Source organism: Polaribacter sp. IC073 (assembly GCF_007997075.1).
In the GTDB taxonomy this organism is placed as follows: Bacteria; Bacteroidota; Bacteroidia; order Flavobacteriales; family Flavobacteriaceae; genus Polaribacter.
In genome coordinates this window covers 36,155-54,446 of sequence record NZ_VORS01000006.1, presented here as the reverse complement: position 1 = coordinate 54,446, position 18,292 = coordinate 36,155, and the positions used below count along the sequence as shown (strand labels likewise).

Annotated in this window: 17 protein-coding genes; 10 read left to right on the top strand and 7 right to left on the bottom strand. The window is 31.3% G+C overall.

The window, feature by feature from the left end:
- The first annotated feature begins 22 nt into the window (after positions 1-22).
- From gldK to ES045_RS09955, 5 genes are all read left to right on the top strand, one after another.
- Positions 23-1,396 carry a gliding motility lipoprotein GldK gene (gene gldK, locus ES045_RS09975; protein ID WP_147116024.1) on the top strand — a complete coding sequence of 458 codons (1,374 nt, stop codon included), beginning with the start codon at positions 23-25 and terminating at the stop codon, positions 1,394-1,396.
- Positions 1,397-1,437: 41 nt separating this feature from the next.
- The gene (gene gldL, locus ES045_RS09970) at positions 1,438-2,082 is read left to right on the top strand and encodes a gliding motility protein GldL (RefSeq protein ID WP_147116023.1); all 645 of its coding nucleotides are present in this window, start codon (positions 1,438-1,440) and stop codon (positions 2,080-2,082) included.
- Positions 2,083-2,127: 45 nt separating this feature from the next.
- The gene (gene gldM, locus ES045_RS09965) at positions 2,128-3,654 is read left to right on the top strand and encodes a gliding motility protein GldM (RefSeq protein ID WP_147116021.1); all 1,527 of its coding nucleotides are present in this window, start codon (positions 2,128-2,130) and stop codon (positions 3,652-3,654) included.
- Positions 3,655-3,669: 15 nt separating this feature from the next.
- Complete coding sequence (gene gldN, locus ES045_RS09960; RefSeq protein ID WP_147116019.1) at positions 3,670-4,524, top strand: gliding motility protein GldN; 855 nt, start codon at positions 3,670-3,672, stop codon at positions 4,522-4,524.
- Positions 4,525-4,707: 183 nt separating this feature from the next.
- Positions 4,708-5,745 (top strand): NAD(P)/FAD-dependent oxidoreductase, encoded by a 1,038-nt coding sequence (locus tag ES045_RS09955; protein ID WP_147116017.1) that lies wholly within the window; start codon positions 4,708-4,710, stop codon positions 5,743-5,745.
- Here the strand turns inward: ES045_RS09955 and ES045_RS16400 are convergent.
- The 4 genes from ES045_RS16400 to ES045_RS09940 form a co-directional block, all read right to left on the bottom strand.
- Entirely contained in the window at positions 5,742-5,909 is a 168-nt protein-coding gene (locus tag ES045_RS16400) for a hypothetical protein (protein WP_189663077.1), read from the bottom strand. The two genes, ES045_RS09955 and ES045_RS16400, sit on opposite strands and share 4 nt — an antisense overlap.
- A gap of 31 nt (positions 5,910-5,940) precedes the next feature.
- A complete protein-coding gene (locus tag ES045_RS09950) occupies positions 5,941-6,573 on the bottom strand; it encodes a response regulator transcription factor (RefSeq protein WP_147116015.1) in 633 nt (210 codons plus the stop codon).
- Between the two features lie 524 nt (positions 6,574-7,097).
- On the bottom strand, positions 7,098-9,131 hold the full coding sequence (locus ES045_RS09945) for a sensor histidine kinase (protein ID WP_189663076.1): 2,034 nt from the start codon (positions 9,129-9,131) through the stop codon (positions 7,098-7,100).
- A 102-nt stretch (positions 9,132-9,233) separates the two neighbouring features.
- Positions 9,234-9,629 (bottom strand): DUF983 domain-containing protein, encoded by a 396-nt coding sequence (locus ES045_RS09940; RefSeq protein ID WP_147116011.1) that lies wholly within the window; start codon positions 9,627-9,629, stop codon positions 9,234-9,236.
- A gap of 53 nt (positions 9,630-9,682) precedes the next feature.
- Between ES045_RS09940 and ES045_RS09935 the strand changes: the two genes are divergently transcribed.
- The 4 genes from ES045_RS09935 (at position 9,683) to ES045_RS09920 (ending at position 14,062) form a co-directional block, all read left to right on the top strand.
- Complete coding sequence (locus tag ES045_RS09935; protein WP_147116009.1) at positions 9,683-11,602, top strand: ABC-F family ATP-binding cassette domain-containing protein; 1,920 nt, start codon at positions 9,683-9,685, stop codon at positions 11,600-11,602.
- A gap of 89 nt (positions 11,603-11,691) precedes the next feature.
- On the top strand, positions 11,692-12,633 hold the full coding sequence (locus tag ES045_RS09930; protein ID WP_147116007.1) for a 1-aminocyclopropane-1-carboxylate deaminase/D-cysteine desulfhydrase: 942 nt from the start codon (positions 11,692-11,694) through the stop codon (positions 12,631-12,633).
- Positions 12,630-13,484, top strand: coding sequence for a glucosaminidase domain-containing protein (locus ES045_RS09925; RefSeq protein WP_147116005.1), 855 nt, complete (start codon positions 12,630-12,632; stop codon positions 13,482-13,484). Before ES045_RS09930 ends, ES045_RS09925 begins: the two co-directional genes overlap by 4 nt.
- 62 nt (positions 13,485-13,546) lie before the next feature.
- Positions 13,547-14,062 carry a gamma carbonic anhydrase family protein gene (locus ES045_RS09920; protein ID WP_147116003.1) on the top strand — a complete coding sequence of 172 codons (516 nt, stop codon included), beginning with the start codon at positions 13,547-13,549 and terminating at the stop codon, positions 14,060-14,062.
- A gap of 199 nt (positions 14,063-14,261) precedes the next feature.
- Here ES045_RS09920 and ES045_RS09915 read toward each other — a convergent pair whose 3' ends face one another.
- Positions 14,262-14,723: a hypothetical protein gene (locus tag ES045_RS09915; RefSeq protein ID WP_147116002.1), complete on the bottom strand. Its 462-nt coding sequence runs from the start codon at positions 14,721-14,723 to the stop codon at positions 14,262-14,264.
- A gap of 266 nt (positions 14,724-14,989) precedes the next feature.
- Here ES045_RS09915 and ES045_RS09910 point away from each other — a divergent pair, with 266 nt between their 5' ends.
- On the top strand, positions 14,990-16,621 hold the full coding sequence (locus ES045_RS09910) for a mechanosensitive ion channel family protein (protein ID WP_147116000.1): 1,632 nt from the start codon (positions 14,990-14,992) through the stop codon (positions 16,619-16,621).
- Between the two features lie 33 nt (positions 16,622-16,654).
- Here the strand turns inward: ES045_RS09910 and ES045_RS09905 are convergent, their stop codons facing one another.
- Positions 16,655-17,608, bottom strand: coding sequence for a tRNA dihydrouridine synthase (locus ES045_RS09905; RefSeq protein ID WP_147115998.1), 954 nt, complete (start codon positions 17,606-17,608; stop codon positions 16,655-16,657).
- A 158-nt stretch (positions 17,609-17,766) separates the two neighbouring features.
- Positions 17,767-18,255, bottom strand: a complete 489-nt coding sequence (locus ES045_RS09900) for a hypothetical protein (protein ID WP_147115997.1) — start codon at positions 18,253-18,255, stop codon at positions 17,767-17,769.
- Between the last annotated feature and the right edge of the window lie 37 nt (positions 18,256-18,292).

Below are 18,292 nucleotides of genomic sequence, written 5' to 3'. Positions count from 1 at the left end.
TTAGTTAAGATATAATCAAAATATGAAGAAAGCAGCAATATTTGCACTTTTAATAACGGTATTTTACAGTTGTGGCTCTAATGATAGGGGAGAATTGGTAGGAGTAAAGGTCAAAAAGAAATGGTTTTCAGAGAAACCTTACGGAATGGCATTGATACCAGGTGGTTCTTTTACGATGGGAAAACAAGATGAGGATATTATTGGTACTATGAACGCACCAACTAAAACGGTTTCTGTTAGGCCTTATTATATGGATGAAACAGAAGTAACCAACAATGAGTATAAAGAATTTGTACATTGGGTTAGAGATTCTATTGTAAGAACAAGATTAGGATATCAAGCAGAGTTTGCAGCCATGGGTGGAACACCAAATGCAGATGGAACACCGCTTTCTGGAGGAGTGCATGAATATGCTTTTGCAACCGTAGACACCACAGATGCAACTCCTTACCAAAGATACATGTATGAGAATTACTGGAGTTTAGGAGACGGAATTGATTCTATAAAGCCATTAAATTGGCGCTCTGAATTGTTTTGGAAAACAGAAGAATACCCAGATATGGATTATGTAGAAGTTATGGATTCTCTTTATATTAGTAGAGAAGAAGCTGTAGACGGAATAAGAACGTTTAATACGAAGTTTTTAAAATATAGATATTCTTGGTTTGACAGAGATAATGCCGCCAGAAAAGGAGGAAATAGAAAGGATTTTGTAGCAATAGAAGTTTTAAACATTTATCCAGACACAACTGCTTGGGTTAAAGATTTTAATTACTCTTACAATGATCCAATGCACCAAGATTACTTTTACCATCAATCTTATGGAGATTACCCTGTTGTAGGCATTACTTGGGAACAAGCAAATGCTTTTTGTAATTGGAGAACCAAAAAGAAAAATGATTATTTAAAAGGAAGAAAAAATGCCACTCAAGTACCAGATTTTAGATTGCCAACAGAGGCAGAATGGGAATATGCGGCAAGAGGAGGGTTAGAATTTGCAACCTATCCTTGGGGAACAGGAAGCACCACTAGTGATAGAGGTTGTTTCTTAGCAAACTTTAAACCAGTAAGAGGTAATTACGCTGTAGATGGCGCTTTATATACAATGGAAGCGAAATCTTTTAATGCAAATGATTACGGTTTGTATAATATGGCTGGTAATGTCTCGGAGTGGACAAATACGGCCTACAACCTATCATCTTATTATATGGCTTCTACAATGAATCCGAATGTAGAAGATAGAAAAAATAAAAGAAAAATTGTACGTGGAGGTTCTTGGAAAGATGTTGCATATTTTCTAGAAGTAAGTTCTAGAGATTATGAATATGCAGATACTGCAAGAAGTTATATTGGTTTTAGAACCGTACAAAATTACATAGGAACAGCGAATAAATAAACGAACAAAAAAATAAAAACCCCTAATAAAGAAATATAATTATGGCACAATCAAGAGCATACAAGAAAACAATGAATTTCGTTTACGGAATGGGAGCAGCAGTAGTAATTATTGGAGCGTTATTCAAAATTCAACATTTTTCTATAGGGCCACTAACCGGAGGGGTAATGTTAACAATTGGTTTGGTTGTTGAGGCACTAGTATTTGCAATATCGGCCTTTGATGCACCAGAAGACGATTTAGATTGGGCAAAAGTATATCCTGAATTGGCAGATGGAGGTTTGTCTTCAGAAAGAGATCAAACGAAATTAGGAGCAGATGGTATGTTGTCTCAAAAATTAGACAATTTATTACAAGAAGCTAAAATAGATGCGACTTTAATGGCAAGTTTAGGTTCTAGTATGAAGAATTTTCAGAACGCAGCAGAAGGTTTGTCTGCAGCATCTGGCTCTGTAGCTTCAACCAATAAATACAATGAAGAAATGTCTAAAGCTGCATTGCAAATGGAGTCTTTAAATAACTTGTATAAAGTACAGGTAGCAAATACAAGCAAACAAGCAGAATTAAATACGTCTGTTGTAGAAAATACTGAAAGATTACATGAACAAATGAAAGCATTGGCAAATAATTTGTCTTCTTTAAATGGCGTTTATGGAAACATGCTTTCTGCAATGTCTAGTAAATAATAATTAGTTAAAACTAAATTTATAACAACTTAAAAACTAATTAGAATGGCAGGAGGAAAAATGTCCGCAAGGCAGAAGATGATTAACTTAATGTATCTTGTTTTTATTGCAATGTTAGCAATGCAAATGGATAAGGAAGTTTTATCAGCTTTTGGTTATACGAATGAAAAATTAGTAGATAATAATTTATCTACAGCAGAGAAAAATGCATTAGCATACACAAATTTAAGTACCAAAGCTTCTGAACAACCAGCAAAATTTGGGCCTTTGAAACAAAAGGCAGATAAAATAAAAGAATATTCATCAGAATATTATCAATATTTAGCAGCATTAAAAATAAAAATGACTGCTGAAATTGAAGATAAAGATGATTATGAGCAAATGGATAAAATGGATTGGCTTGATGCACATTTCTTTAAAGGAGATGGTTATACTATTGAAGGACAAGAGTTCTTAGATAATATTAATGGGTATCGAACTAACATGATTCAGGTTTTAGGAGCCAATAGCAAATTTATTCCTGCAATAAATGACCGTTTCAATACAGAGGATGTAGATCGTGGAGGTAATAAAACTGAAAAATGGTTAAAAGCAAGATACGAAGGTTTCCCTATGGTAGCTTCCTTAACTAATTTTACTCAAATACAAGCGGATATTAAAAATACTGAAAGCGATATTATTTCAGATTTATTAGGTGGGCAATTAGAAAGTGAAGTATCTATGTCTAACTACAATGGCGTTGTACAATTAGATAAAAATGCTTTTTACCCTGGAGATAAAGTTACAGGAAGCATTGTTTTAGGAAGATATGACCCCAATTTAAAACCTAGTAGAGTAGAGTTGAATGGGAAAAATTATGAAAACTTTAAAGATGGTAGCGTAATTTTAGATTTAAATGCAGGAGGTGTTGGAGATAAAGATATTAAAGGAACTATTTATTTTATGGAAAATGGAGAAGAAGTTCCTGTACCATTTAAAAGTTCTTATTCTGTAATTGCAGAGCCTAGTAGTGCTGTTGTTTCCGCAGATAAAATGAATGTAGTGTATAGAGGTTTAGACAATCCTATATCTGTTTCGTTACCGGGTGTTAGCTCTGGTGATTTAAATGTAAGTGCTTCTGGAGGTAAATTAAGTCGTTCTGGATCTGGATTTATTGTACGCCCAGGTGGTGGTGCAACAACTAAAATTAATGTGAGTGCAACTTTAAGCAGTGGTAAAAAAGTTACTTCTAGTAGTACGTTTAGAGTTAAAGATATTCCTGCAGCTATGGGATCTGTTAGAGGTCAATATGGTACTGTTAGAATGCCTAAATCGGGTTTAACAAATGCTCCTATTACAGCAGGTTTGCCAGATTTTGAATTTGATTTAAAAATTAGAGTTCAAAGTTTTAAAATTAAAGTACCAGGAGAATTAACCATCATTGTAAATGGTGATAAGTTAAGTGCTGCTGCTAAGAAAGTATTATCTAAAGCGAGAAGAGGCGATATTATAAATATTTATGGTATTAAAGCTACCGCAAATGGTACTAACTTAAAGAAAGTATTACCCGTTAATATAGAATTAACAAACTAGAAAATCAACTTAGTTATGATTAAAAATTGTGTAATAATATTTTTTGCTATTTTAACTACAGGTTTGGTAAGTGCGCAATCGAACTTATTAAACGCAAAGACTGTAGACCAAATAGGTGTAGAGAGTGCAGCGCAATTGGCGGCAGATAATGATGGACCAATTCCTTATGGTTATGTAGACGATAGAGATGTTTTGTGGTCTAAAGTAGTTTGGGAATTTATAGATTTGAATCAAAAAATAAATTTACCTTATTATTTTCCTATAGATACTACAAGCATATCATCAGACAGAAGATCTTTGTTTCACACTTTAATTAAAGGAATAAAGCAAGGTAAAATTAAAGAAGCGTATGATGATTCTTTTTTTACTACAAGAATAACACCAGAAGAAATAGAAAAACGTTTGGTAAATGTTCGTGAAGAAAATGGTTATACAGATACCTACAGAATTCAAACAGAAGATGTAGCAGGGTATATGATTAAAGGAATGTGGTATTTTGATAAACGTCAAGGAGAATTAAAGTACAGATTATTGGCTTTAGCACCCATGGGAAAAGATGTACAAACTTTAGGAGTTCAAGAAATAGAGGATGATAAATTGTATGAATTATTCTGGATTTTCTTTCCATCTGCAAGACAAGTACTGCATGATGCTAAGGTTTTCAATCCTAAAAATGCTTCACAACCAATTTCTTTCGATCACTTGTTAAATGCGAGAAGATTTAGTTCTACAATTGTTAGAGAAGAAAATATGTATGGTAACAGAGCTATTGAAGACTATGTTCGCGGTAATTCTTTGTTTCAAATGTTAGAAGCAAATAAGATCAAAGAAGACATTAGAAATAGAGAAATAGATATGTGGAACTATTAATTCACTACCAATAAAAAATAAAACGTTTGTGAAAGCAAGCGTTTTTTTATTTGTAGCTGTTTCCTGCTTTACGCACTCGCTTTTTTTCGTGCCTCAAAAAGAGCTCAAACAAACGCTTCAATCAGGGCTAGAATTATTTATAGATCTTAGGCAAAACTGAATTTTAAAGTCATTTTTTAAATTATGAAGGTAGATTATATTATTGTTGGTTTAGGGTTGGCAGGTTTAGCATTTGCAGAAGAATTGTTAAATGCGGGCAAAACATTTTTAGTTTTCGAAGACGATTCTCAAACCTCTTCTTTAGTTGCTGGTGGTGTGTACAACCCTGTAATTTTAAAAAGATTTACACCTGTTTGGAATGCTAAAGAGCAATTAGAAATTGCGCTCCCATTATACAAAAGCATCGAAGAGAAATTAAATATTAGTATCGACAAAAAAATAGTCATTAAAAAAGCATTTAAGTCTATTGAAGATCAGAATAATTGGTTTGAAGCGCTAGATAAACCAAAATTAATAGACTATTTAGATCCTAAATTAGATACGAAGACTTATAACGGAGTTATTGCAGATTTTAACTTTGGAAATGTAAATGAAACCGGCAGAATTGATACAAAGAAATTAGTAGAATCTTATAGAAGTTATTTGAATGATAGTGGATTGATTCGTTATGAGAATTTTGAATATGATGAATTAAAACTTGACGAAGCATTTGCAACCTACAAAGATATTACTGCATCAAAAGTGGTTTTTTGTGAAGGTTTTGGTATCAAGCAAAATCCGTATTTTAATTACTTGCCATTAAACGAAGCAAAAGGAGAGTTGTTAACCATTCACTCACCAGAATTAAATATCGATTTTTTATTAAAATCTACACTTTTCATTCTACCAATGGGAGGCAACAATTATAAAGTTGGCGCAACCTTTAATTGGACCGATAAAACATCCAATCCGTCGGAAGAAGGAAAAGAAGAGTTGGTAGAAAAATTGAAGAAAGTAATAGATGTTCCGTATACAATTATTGCTCAATCTGCAGGAATAAGACCAACTGTTGCAGGAAGAAGACCCTTGGTGGGTGTGCATCCAAAACACCAACAATTGGTCGTTTTAAATGGCTTAGGAACGCGTGGTGTAATGATAGGGCCAACGGTTGCTAAAAGCCTCTTTAATTATCTAGAAAATGGGGGTCTTCTAGATGTTGAAATAGATATTAGAAGATTCTAATGTACTGTTAATTCCTTTTGATTCGTTTTCCTTATAATATCACACTTTCTCATGTAGTAGTAATACTTCGTTCTTGGGTTGTTTGCATAACGTCTCTCTTTTATATATTCTCTTTTACTTTTATAATTAGAAATTATTTTTGAAATAAATTTTGTTGGTGACATAGTTTTATAATGATGGTAATTGCTGTTTTAATTAATTAAAAAGGTGTTTGTTTTTTAAAACCCAAGAGAGCAAAGCGCCACTAACATGGGATAAATCTAATTTTAAAATAATTTTACTCCTGTATTTTTCTACAGTTCTATGAGAAATAAATAATAAATGGCCAATCTCTTTATTTGTTTTATGCTCTGAAATTAATTTTAAAACCCTTTTTTCTGGAAGAGATAATTCTTTTAATACAGCATTCGTTTCCTCTGTAAAACCAATGTGTTTTTTTATTTCTTCACTAAAATAAGGAATGTTGTTCGTTACAGATTTAATACAAGTTTCTATTTCTTCTAAAGCAAATTCTTTTAAAATATACCCAAAGACACCTATTTTTTTTGCCATTAAATACAAATCGATTTCTTTGTAAAGTGTAATTAGAATAATCTTGGTTGCTATTTTATTTAGCTTGCAATATTGTGCTATTTCAATCCCACTTTTTTTTGGCATCTCTACATCTAAAATCGCAATGTATGGCTCGTTTTTTATAATGAAGTTTAAGGCATCTTGACCGTTAATGGCCTTTCCTATTACGTTCATTTTTTTTTCAATTAAAAGATCTTCTAAGCCTTTTAAAAGTATCGGGTGGTCATCAGCTATAAAAATTTCTAATTTTCTCATTTTATAGGAAATTGCTTTGTATTATATAATCTGTTTTTTTTAAAGTTCCATTTAAAAATCTTTAGGTTCTTCGTTATTGTTTAAACGATTCAAAAAGGCTTCTACTAATTCTGAATAGTTTTTTTCAATTTTTTCTTTCTTTTTAAAAATCATATCAATTGTTTTTTTCATGATTATAGCTGTTAATTAGGTGACCCCAAAGAAAATCAATTTATTAAAATCTATTGTGGGTATTGATACCCGTAATTGCAAAAACTTTTAAGGAAATTTTTTGGTATAAAAAAACTTCAGACACTTTAATTGTGTTTTTTTGCAACAAAAAGAAGTTTGTTTTAAAAGCGACTTTACATCAGTTGCTATTTTACTGGCACAAACGCCAACCTCTTTGAGTGTATGTAGATTCCTTTTAGAAGCGTAATTAAAAGATTCTTTTGCAAAAATGTTTAGTTCTTGCCGGTATGCTAATGTTGGTGTTAAGTAGAATAAAATCAGAGAAACCTTTTCAAAATTAAAGTTGATGTGATTTACTCTTTTGGAAATTTAACTGTAATTGTTGTACCACTATTTTTTATGGAATTAATTTTTAAAGTTCCTTTTATAAACTTTACCCTCTCTTTTATAATTTTAAGTCCCAGGCTTTCTTGGTCATTGTATTTTTCAGTAAAATTGAAACCAATACCATTGTCTTCAACAGTTATAACAATGCTCTCTTTAGTATTTATTAAGGTTACTTTAGCAGAAGCTGCTTTTGCATGCTTCATTACATTAGACAAGCACTCTTGTACAATTCTAAAAACATTTATTTCTGTTTGCGGGCATAACTTAGACGCTAGATGATCTATTTCACCAAAAATATAAGTGTCTTTATAGCTTTCATCAAGTAAAAAAACTAAGTTTTGTAAGGCTTTAGAAAGACCTACATGTTCTAATTGAAAAGGATGTAAAACTCGAGAAATACTTCTTACTTCTTCAATGGCACTATTTACCAATTCCTTAGCCTCATCATCATTTTTTGCAGCAATTTTATGCTTTATCAATAATAAACTTTGTCCTAAACTATCATGTAAATCTTTAGAAATTCGTTTGCGTTCTTCTTCTTCAGAAAGTAGTAGTTTTTGAGCATATTCTTCTTGCATTTTTCTCTCTTTCTTAAACTGTATTCTATTAATATATAACAACAGTATTAAAAAAATAAAGACGAAACTGATTACGCCCATAAGAATAAAGCTTTTCTTTGCTTCATATTTTTTCGCTAATTCCTTAATCTCTACTTTTTGTTCAGAAATTTCTTTCTCTTTATCTTCAGATTTATAAAGTGCTCGGTAATAAATAAGTGCGCTTGTTTTGGCAATGCTAAAAATAGAATCTTTAACGGTGTAATATTTTTTAAAATAATCTAAAGCAAGGTTATTATTGCCCATTTTAGTGTAGATCATAGAAAGTAATCTGCTGCTTTCTATAACACCAGGCATGTTATTATTATCTTTAAATAATGCATATGATTTTTTTGCAAATATTAAAGCTTCCTTATAATTAGAAGACGCAAATAAATAAGTGGCTTTTGCTTTGTAAAAATCGTCAGTAAAAAAACTGTTTTTATCGGTTTTATTATAATAAATGGTTGCTTCTTTTAAGTATTTTTTTGCTTCATCAATTTTTTTTTCTGTCGCGTAAAAAAGAACCAAACCACTTTTAATAACTAGGAAATCACTGTCGGTGATGTTTTTACCTTTGTTGTTCTCAATGTACGAATTTGCCTTTAAAAGGTATTCTTCTTGTTTTTTAAAGCTATCTAGTTTCTTGTAATTTAAAGATTGATTATAGTAATCTATATAGAGGCCTTCTAGTAGATTCGTTTCAATTTTTCTTTTTATTAGTTTTCTTCTTTCTTCAATTGTTTTCTCATTAAAACCATTGATACCATAAATATTTATAATGCCAGCCAAAGAATAATTCATGTAAACCTTGTCTCCAAGCTTCTCATAATATTTTGCTGCCAATTGGTAATCTTTAAAAGAAGCTAAGTATTGGTTGTCATTAAAATATACATTTGCCCTAGAATAAATAGCATCAGCAATTTCTATAGAGTCTTTTTGGTTCTTTTTATACCTACTAATTGTTGCCGTATATTCTTTAATATATTTGGAGTATTCTTTAGAATTCGAATTTGCATTGCCTTTTTTTAGATGAATGCCACCAATTAAAAAGGGATTGGTTGCTATGTATTTATCCGTTTGAACGATTTTACTTTGAGGGAATATGCTTCTTCTATAATTTAAGTCATTAGAGGTATCGTGAAAACGTTTACCGGTAAACGCTCTACTGTTATTACTTTTTACGGATGCATTTGTTAAGGCTAGGTGTTGCTTGCGTCTGTTCGTAAAATTGTCTAACTTTTTTAGATCTCTAACGTTGTAAATTAAACCCTCTAAGGAGCCAGCTTTTAATGCTTCATTTGTAGCAGAATCAAACAGCTCTTGAGAATTTGCTGTATTTTTTTGTGAAAAAGTAGCAAAGTAAAAAAATAGTGCTAAAATAGTTGGGTATAATATTTTCATAGTTGGAGGGAATTTTGCAAAAGTGAAAATTAAAATTGCAAATACCATTCGTATTGATACCCAAAATGAAATATATTAAAAGAAGTCAACTTTTAATAATAACTACTTTTTTTCATTTTGTTTTTCACTGTTTTTGCTATATGAAACAAACATATTTATCCAGATTATTCTAGATAAACGCAGGTTTAAGGGAGTTAAAGCAAGTAAAGCAACAATAATTGCAGCAAAAGATTGCAATAGCGTTAGTGAGAAAAGCAATGTAGCAATTAAGAAAGTAGCAATAGAAATAGCAACTGTAAGTCCGTAATTTACATACATAGCACCAAAAAAGAAAGAAGGTTCTATCATATATCTTAAATTACACTCTGGGCAATTATCATGTAATTGCGTAATTTTAGATGGATGGATCGTAAATTTATATTTAAAAAAATCACCTTCGTGACATCGAGGGCACTTACCGTTTGCAACACTGTATATTTTTGTACCTTTTTTAAACATAATAACTCTATTTTTTTAAGTAGCTTTGCGCCTTACAAATTTACAATAATTTCATGTTAAACGTACATAATTTAACGGTTTCCTTTATGGGAACCGAATTGTTTTCTGGCATCACTTTTAAATTGAATAAAGGAGATAGAATTGGACTGATTGGAAAAAATGGAGCAGGAAAATCTACTTTATTAAAAGTGCTTTCTAGAGACATTGAAAGTAGTGGTGGTACCATGGCTTTTGATAAAGATGTGCAAATGGGTTTCTTAAGACAAGATATCGATTTTGTTGAAGGAAGAACTATTTTGGAAGAAGCCTACCAAGCTTTCGAAGAAATTAAAGAAATAGAACTTCAGTTAGATGAAATTAATGAACAATTAGCAACTAGAACAGACTACGAAAGTGAAGAATACAGTCAGTTAATTATCGATTTAACAGAAAAGACAGAACGTTATGAACTTTTAGGAGGGTATAATTACCAAGGAGATACCGAAAAGATTTTACAAGGTTTAGGTTTTCAAAGAGAAGATTTTGATAAATTAACAGACACTTTTTCTGGAGGTTGGAGAATGCGTATTGAGTTGGCAAAATTATTGCTTCAAAACAACGATATTCTACTATTAGATGAGCCAACCAATCACTTAGATATCGAGTCTATTATTTGGTTAGAAAACTTCTTAAAAGGCTATTCTGGTGCCATTGTTTTGGTTTCGCATGATAAAATGTTTTTAGACAATGTCACCAACAGAACCATAGAAATTTCTTTAGGACAGATTTACGATTATAAAAAACCGTATTCAGAATTCTTAGTATTAAGAGGAGAAATAAAAGAAAAGCAATTACAAGCGCAGAAAAATCAAGAGAAAGAAATAAAACAAAAACAACACTTAATAAATAAATTTAAGGCAAAAGCAAGTAAAGCTTCTATGGCGCAATCTTTAATGAAACAACTAGATAAAGTTGAGTTGATTGAGGTAGACCAAGATGATAACCAAGCCATGAATGTTCGTTTTAACATTTCTAAAGAACCTGGTAAAATTATTGTGGAAGCAGAAAATCTTTCTAAAAGTTATGGCGATAAACAAATTTTAGAAGGTGTAGATTTATTAATTGAAAGAAATAGTAAAATTGCTTTTGTTGGTCAAAACGGACAAGGAAAATCAACGTTAGCAAAAATGATGGTTGGCGAAATTCCTTTTGAAGGACATTTAAAGCTCGGTCATAATGTAGAAGTTGGGTATTTTGCTCAAAATCAATCAGAACATTTACCACCAGAAAAGACTGTTTTACAAATCATGGAAGACGCTGCTAGTGATGGAAATAGAGCAAGAGTTAGAGATATGTTAGGTTCTTTCTTGTTTGGTGGAGATGCGGCAGATAAAAAAGCAAAAGTACTTTCTGGAGGAGAAAGAAATAGGTTGGCTTTGTGTAAATTATTATTATCACCTTTTAATGTGTTGATAATGGATGAGCCAACAAACCACTTAGATATTGCTTCTAAAACGGTGTTAAAAGAAGCCTTGAATAACTTTGACGGAACTTTAATTGTAGTTTCTCACGATAGAGATTTCTTACAAGGCTTAACGTCTACCGTCTACGGTTTTAAAGACAAAGAAATTAAAGAATATTTAGGAGATATTGATTATTTCTTAGCGCAGCACAAGATAGAAAACCTTAGAGAAGCAGAGAAAAGAACGGTTGTAAAAGTAGCGAAAGATACTTCTAAAAAAGAATCAGAACAATTATCTAGAGAGCAAGAAAAGCAGCTTAAAAAGCTAAAAAATAAGCTTTCTAATGTAGAAACTGAAATAGCAGATTTAGAAAAAGAAATTGAAAAGATAGATTTAGAATTGGCAAAGAATTACGATGAAGTTTCTGGCAGACCAAATTTCTTTGAAAAATACAAAGCTAAAAAAGCAAAATTAGATACGGTAATGGAAAAATGGGAAAAAATAGAAGCAGAAGTTTCTAATTTTTCTTAACTTTCTATAATTTCTAGTACCGAAACTTCGGGAGCAAAAACATAAAATAACTAAATTATAAATTCTTGTGTACGCAGGAATGATAAACGATGGACTTCAACTTAATAAAAGAAACTGAAAATCAACAAGTTTTTCTTCCAATATTAGAAGAAAAAAAGATCACACTTTTTATAAAAAGAGAAGATTTAATTCACCCTTTTGTATCAGGGAATAAATTCAGAAAATTAAAATATAATTTACAAGAAGCTACAAAACTTAAGAAAAAATCGATTCTTACTTTTGGTGGTGCTTATTCCAATCATATTTTAGCAACCGCAGTTGCAGGTAAGTTAGCGGGTCTTAGAACTTTCGGAGTTATTAGAGGCGAGGAATTAGGTAAAAATATTACAGAAACATTAAAAGAAAATGCAACTTTAAGAGAAGCTCATGAACATGGGATGAAGTTTCATTTTGTTACTAGAGAAGACTATAGGCAAAAAACGTCGTTTGGTTTTATCGAAAAGATGAAAAACAAATGGGGCGATTTTTATTTAATTCCAGAAGGAGGAACCAATTTTTTAGCGGTAGATGGTTGCCAAGAAATTTTAACAAAGGAAGACGCTAGTTTCAATTATATTTGTGCAGCTGTAGGAACAGGAGGAACGCTTGCAGGGTTAATAAAGTCAATTAAAAGAAAGCAAAAAGTAATAGGTTTTCCTGCCCTAAAAGGAAATTTTCTTTCGGAAGAAATAAAAAAATATACCATTAAAAATGATACCTGGAAATTACAAAAAGGATATCATTTTGGCGGTTATGCAAAATTTAATGAAGAGTTAATTGATTTTATCAATAATTTTAAAGTAGAAACGGGTATTTTGTTAGATCCTGTTTATACGGGTAAAATGCTTTTCGGAATTATAGATTTAATCAAAAAAGATACCTTTGAAGAAGGAACTAAAATTTTAGCAATTCACACAGGAGGAATTCAAGGAATTGCAGGATTTAACCAAGAATTAATTAAGAAAAATCAGCAAATTATAAATGTAGAATGAAGTTAAGAATTGTTTTTAGTTGTTTGTTTTTAGTAGTTTTATACAGTTGTGGTTCTAAGAAGAAGGTAGTTAATAAGAAAAACCCTGGCGTTGTAATTGTAGAACCAGCACCCGTAGATTTACCCTCTGTAAATGAGGTAGATTTGGTTAAAAAACTGAGTAAAAGCAACCCGAGACTAAACAAACAAACACTTGCTTACATTAGAAAATATGCACCAATTGCAGTAAAAGAAATGCACGAGTATAAGATTCCTGCAAGCATTACTTTAGCACAAGGAATTTTAGAATCTGGTAAAGGAAGAAGTGAATTGGCACTAAAATCTAACAATCATTTTGGGATCAAATGCCACAGCCAATGGACAGGAGAACGTGTTTACCATGATGATGATGAAAAAGGCGAATGTTTTAGAAAATATGTCTATCCAGAAACTTCATACAATGACCATTCTTTATTTTTAACAGAAAGAAGACGTTATGCTTTTTTGTTTGACTATAATATTAGAAACTACAAAAAATGGGCTTATGGTTTAAGAAAAGCTGGGTATGCAACAGATAGACAATATCCTGCAAAGCTTTTAAGAATCATTAAAGAGTATGAACTGTATGAGTTCGATAAAATTAAAAAAGGAAAATATTCCAGACAAATTAAAGAATTAAACAACGGTAGGTCTTTTGAAAAACCAATGGTCATAGAAAAATTAAAAGGGAATTTCTACGCAGTGCAAAAGGGCGATACCTTATATGCTATCTCTAGAATGTTTAAAATTTCTGTTACCAATTTAAAAGCGATAAATAATTTAAATGACAATATTATTTCTGTAGGTCAGCAATTACTGGTTAAAAAACAATAACGATAAGACCTTATTTTAGTGCCTTTTATTTTCAATCTTAATTAGTAGAAACCAATAGCAATATGGCAATAATAAAACCAGTAAACGGCAAACACCCACAAATACCAGAAGACTGCTATGTTGCAGAAAACGCTACAATTGTTGGCGATGTTTCTTTAGGTAAAGAATGTTCAATTTGGTTCAATGCCGTAATTCGTGGAGACGTACACTACATAAAAATTGGAAATAAAGTAAACATTCAAGATGGCGCTGTAATTCATGCAACCTATTTAAAATCACCTACAATTATTGGTAACAACGTGTCTATCGGGCACAATGCAATTGTACACGGCTGCACCATTAAAGACAATGTTCTGGTAGGTATGGGGAGCATTATCATGGACGATTGTATCATAGAATCGAACTCGATTATTGCAGCTGGCGCAGTAATTACCAAAAATACGCACGTAGAAAGTGGTAGTATTTATGCAGGCGTTCCGGCAAAAAAGGTAAAAGACATTTCACAAGAATTAATCTCTGGAGAAATCAATAGAATTGCAGACAATTACGTAAAATATTCAGGTTGGTTTAAAGAATAAAAGAGTGCTCTTTTGGGCGTTACTTTACACTTCATTCTTCAGCGTAAAGTCGGGCTTTCACTACTCGCTTTTTTTGTAAAAAACAAAAAAGAGCTCAAACAAACCGTTCAATCCCTAACGCGAACACCAATTCGGTGTATGAAGAAAAACCCGATCTCAACGAAGAAACCGGGTTTTATAGACGAATCAATCAACCAAACTATTTATCCTCTCTTTTTTTTCTTTCTTCGCTGTTTTTTCTCTCCTTCTTTTTCATCATCATTTTACCCTTCATTTTTCTGTTCTTATTCATTTTTTCGAATTTCTCAAACTGCTCTTTGTTTAAGATTTCTTTCATGTTCTTTTTCATTGCAATTCGGTTGTCTAGCATTTTGTTTTTCATTGCAAAAACTGCATCCGAAGTCGGTTTTTTATTCTCTTTTCTAGCCTCTTTCCTTTTTTCCATAAACTCTTTTCTTTCTGTCATTTTTAGAGCAATAAGAGGTTTTACTTGGTTTTGTTGTCTTTCCGACAAGTCTAAAGCTAGCGTCATTTTTTTTACTGTTAAGTCTGTGTATTGTGCTACAGTAAGTTGGGGCCTTTTAGGATCTCTTTTTTTCTGTGCTTCTGTACTAAGAGTAAAAACCAATACGAATACTAAAATGCTTGCTAATTTTTTCATTTTTATAAATTTTAAAGTTATTTTTTATAGTACTAAGACTTTTAAATACTACAAAGGTTTAATTTTAAGTATTTAATTAACAGTATTTTAAGTTTTGTTTTAAGCAAAAAAAACTCAGATTCAATAAAGAACCTGAGCATTATCAATAAGCTAATCAATCAACCAAAAAAACTAGTTATTGTAATCTTTTTTATACTTCTTAGACTTTAAAAAAAGCAAAAGGTTTAAATTTGTACATCGTTTAACGTCAATTTAACATATTTATAATGCGTAACATATTTTGGTTATTATTTTTAGTATCATTTATAGCAAATGCACAAAAGGATTCTATACAAGTAGATTTAAGCAATCCTAATGCAACCTTATATACACATTTACATTTTTTACAGTCAGATTCTTATCAACCTAAAAAAGCAGCAAAAACAATTTTAGGGTTGCCAGAAAAAGAAGCGATCAAAAAAGCCATCAGAATTAAAAAGATTCTAGATGGTAAAGGTTTATTTGTAGACTTTGATGTTGTGCCTAAAAACCCTAATTACAAAGACTCTCTTAGAACCTCTTCTAATCAAAAATACACTCCTTTTCCAGAAAGAATGCCACAGATTTATTTAGAGAAAATTGGCGATAAATGGTATTATTCAAAAGGAACTGTAGCTAAAATAGACACCATATACAGTGCTGTATTTCCTTGGTATATTCAACAAATACAAAATATGATACCAGAATTCAGACATAAAAAAATACTAGGATTAGAATATTGGCAGCTATGCTCTGTTTTTATATTTTTGCTATGCTCTGTACTGCTGTTTTATTTTTTTAAGAGAATAACTTTTTACCTCTTAAATATAATTCAACAAAGAATTACAAAAACGACCGACATCACTTTTAAGAAATCCTTAAAAAAAATAGCAAGACCTATCAGTTTATTATTGGTGATCGGTTTTATAGACAAAGTATTTCCTTCACTTCAATTTAGTTTAGAAACCAATGCATGGGTTTTCTTGTTTATAGATATTGCTGCAGTAGTTTTTTGGACCTATGTTTTTCTGAACATTATACATGTTTTAATGAAGTTTTATAGTGTTTATACTGAGAAAACGCACAACAGACTAGACGATCAATTATCGCCAATATTGCATAATTTTTTAACAGGTTTGGTTATTATTGGTGGTGTTTTAAAGTTAATATCACTTTTTGGTGTAGATACGACCACTATTTTAGCTGGTGCAACCATTGGTGGTTTGGCAGTTGCTTTGGCTTCTCAAGATACCGTAAAAAACTTGATAGGAACGATTATGATTTTTCTAGACAAACCTTTTCATATCGAAGATTGGATTGAAGCTGGAGATTTTGCAGGAACTGTAGAAAAAGTTGGTTTTAGATCTACAACGGTTAGAGCAGCAGATACCTCTGTCTACCAAATACCAAATAGCAGGCTGTCGGAAATTGTTATTAATAACAAAGGTCTCCGTTTATTTAGACGTTACAATACAAATTTAGGTTTGCGTTATGACACGCCACCAGAATTAATTGAGGCTTTTGTAAAAGGAGTAAGAGAAATAATTATTGAGCACCCAGAAACACGTTCAGATTCTTATAATGTAGAGTTTACTGGCTTTGGTGATTCAGCTTTATTAGTGATGGTAAATGTTTATTTTAAAAGTTTGGCTTGGGGAGTCGAGCAATCTTCTAAACACAGGTTACACATTGCAATTGTGAAGTTGGCGAAAGAATTAGGTGTTGATTTTGCATTTCCTTCTACTACAGTTACTATCGAACACTTTCCAGAGAAGCAAGGGGTAAGTCCTAAATATGATATCAATCCTGAAAGAATAAACGGTTCTATTGCAAAAGTTTTAGAAGAGTTTAAAAAGGAACATCCTAATTCGAACGTTTAGGGAAACGATTCTTAACTTATTAAAGGAAGTGAATTATCTATTTTTCGCTTCCTTAAAAATTTCATTTACAGCAATTGCATAATTCTTAGGACTTTGTGCTTTTTTAATCTTTTTGTACGTCTTCTGCGGGTTTGCAAAACTTTGAGAAAAGTACTCCCAAAAACCAAGCATTTTCATTTTAATTGGTGTCGGACCCGAAAGTGCTGCATCATATTCTTCATAAATACGATTGTGAAATTCATGAAAGATATCGAACCTATTTTTAGGATATTCGGTGGTATCATTCTTAATCATGCTTGGTAAAAAAGGATCTGCAATTAAGCCGCGTCCAATCATCCAATGATCTATGGTAGTAAATCGTTCTTGTAGTTTTTTAAATGCAGCAACAGAAGTAATATCACCATTGTAGTACATTTTATGTTTGCTATTGTCTAAACATTTCTGAAACGCTTCTAAATTTGTTCCTCCTTTATATAGTTGCTTGCCTATTCTTGCATGAATGGCAATATTTTTAAGAGGATAGGTGTCTAAAATGGGTAAAACAGCTAATATTTCTTCAGGGTTTTCATAGCCCATTCTCATTTTCATAGAAACTAAAATGTCAGATTCATTATGCACTTTATGCAGAATACTGTTTATTTTTTCAGCATCATTAATTAACCCAGAACCCATTCCTCGTTTTGTAACCATCGGATACGGGCAACCTAAATTCCAATTCAATTCTTTGTAGCCTAATTCTTGTACATATTTAGATACAAATAGAAATTCATCTACATCATTGGTAATTATTTGTGGAATTACTTCCAACTCGGTATTATTCTCTAGTAAAATGTCTTTTTGATACGAATTCTTAATAACCAGCTTGCCATTTAATCTGATATAAGGAGAATAAAAAGTATCTATTCCGCCAAAGAAATGATTAAATGCATTTCGAAATTTATAATCTGTAAAACCCTGTAAGGGAGAAGATAGTAATGTGTTACTCATAAAAAATATTATGCCGCAAAGATAGGATACTTTTTAAAGCATTTATAAATATACGAGTCAAATAAATCTAAATAGCGTGCAGTTTGTAATCTAACAATACAACTGTAATTACTATAAAAATTACAGTTTTAGAACACTTTATTATTCGTGAAATTAGATTAATTCTTCTTTTTAGTAGTTACAATGATCACACCGTTAGTAGCGTTGTACTTTATCATTGCTTGCTTATCTTTAATAATATTGATACTTTCGATATTACGTGGAGATAGTTTTTCTAAAACCTTTTTGTCAGACACTTTTCCATCGATAATAATCATAGGATTCTCTTTAATTCCGCTAATCTTAGAAGTAGCCGGCTCTTTTTTCTTCTTCGTTTTAATTAAGATGACACCATTAGGAGCATTGTATTCTTTTATTGCAAGTTCATCTTTAAGTACAGATACAGATTCAATTTTATTTTGATCTATGATTTCTATCGGAAAATCGAATTTCTTCCCATCAACATAAACATCGGGTTTACCATTCTCTTTTACTGTTATAACAATTTTTTCTTGTTTCTTATTTTCACCATTTTTCTTATTGTTTTGTTGTGCTTGCATTAGTGAAATTGATAATAATAAGAATGTAGTAAGGAATGCGTTTTTCATAATTTTAAATATTTAATTGATTATAGTTTTAATGTTT

Excerpts from the sequence above, each read along its gene's own strand:
- gldN (WP_147116019.1), top strand. The coding sequence starts at position 3,670 with ATGATTAAAAATTGTGTAATAATATTTTTTGCTATTTTAACTACAGGT.
- gldM (WP_147116021.1), top strand. The coding sequence starts at position 2,128 with ATGGCAGGAGGAAAAATGTCCGCAAGGCAGAAGATGATTAACTTAATG.
- gldL (WP_147116023.1), top strand. The coding sequence starts at position 1,438 with ATGGCACAATCAAGAGCATACAAGAAAACAATGAATTTCGTTTACGGA.
- ES045_RS09945 (WP_189663076.1), bottom strand. The coding sequence starts at position 9,131 with ATGAAAATATTATACCCAACTATTTTAGCACTATTTTTTTACTTTGCT.
- ES045_RS09920 (WP_147116003.1), top strand. The coding sequence starts at position 13,547 with ATGGCAATAATAAAACCAGTAAACGGCAAACACCCACAAATACCAGAA.
- ES045_RS09940 (WP_147116011.1), bottom strand. The coding sequence starts at position 9,629 with ATGTTTAAAAAAGGTACAAAAATATACAGTGTTGCAAACGGTAAGTGC.
- gldK (WP_147116024.1), top strand. The coding sequence starts at position 23 with ATGAAGAAAGCAGCAATATTTGCACTTTTAATAACGGTATTTTACAGT.
- ES045_RS09915 (WP_147116002.1), bottom strand. The coding sequence starts at position 14,723 with ATGAAAAAATTAGCAAGCATTTTAGTATTCGTATTGGTTTTTACTCTT.
- ES045_RS09925 (WP_147116005.1), top strand. The coding sequence starts at position 12,630 with ATGAAGTTAAGAATTGTTTTTAGTTGTTTGTTTTTAGTAGTTTTATAC.
- ES045_RS09900 (WP_147115997.1), bottom strand. The coding sequence starts at position 18,255 with ATGAAAAACGCATTCCTTACTACATTCTTATTATTATCAATTTCACTA.
- ES045_RS09950 (WP_147116015.1), bottom strand. The coding sequence starts at position 6,573 with ATGAGAAAATTAGAAATTTTTATAGCTGATGACCACCCGATACTTTTA.
- ES045_RS09930 (WP_147116007.1), top strand. The coding sequence starts at position 11,692 with ATGGACTTCAACTTAATAAAAGAAACTGAAAATCAACAAGTTTTTCTT.
- ES045_RS09905 (WP_147115998.1), bottom strand. The coding sequence starts at position 17,608 with ATGAGTAACACATTACTATCTTCTCCCTTACAGGGTTTTACAGATTAT.
- ES045_RS09910 (WP_147116000.1), top strand. The coding sequence starts at position 14,990 with ATGCGTAACATATTTTGGTTATTATTTTTAGTATCATTTATAGCAAAT.
- ES045_RS16400 (WP_189663077.1), bottom strand. The coding sequence starts at position 5,909 with ATGTCACCAACAAAATTTATTTCAAAAATAATTTCTAATTATAAAAGT.
- ES045_RS09955 (WP_147116017.1), top strand. The coding sequence starts at position 4,708 with ATGAAGGTAGATTATATTATTGTTGGTTTAGGGTTGGCAGGTTTAGCA.
- ES045_RS09935 (WP_147116009.1), top strand. The coding sequence starts at position 9,683 with ATGTTAAACGTACATAATTTAACGGTTTCCTTTATGGGAACCGAATTG.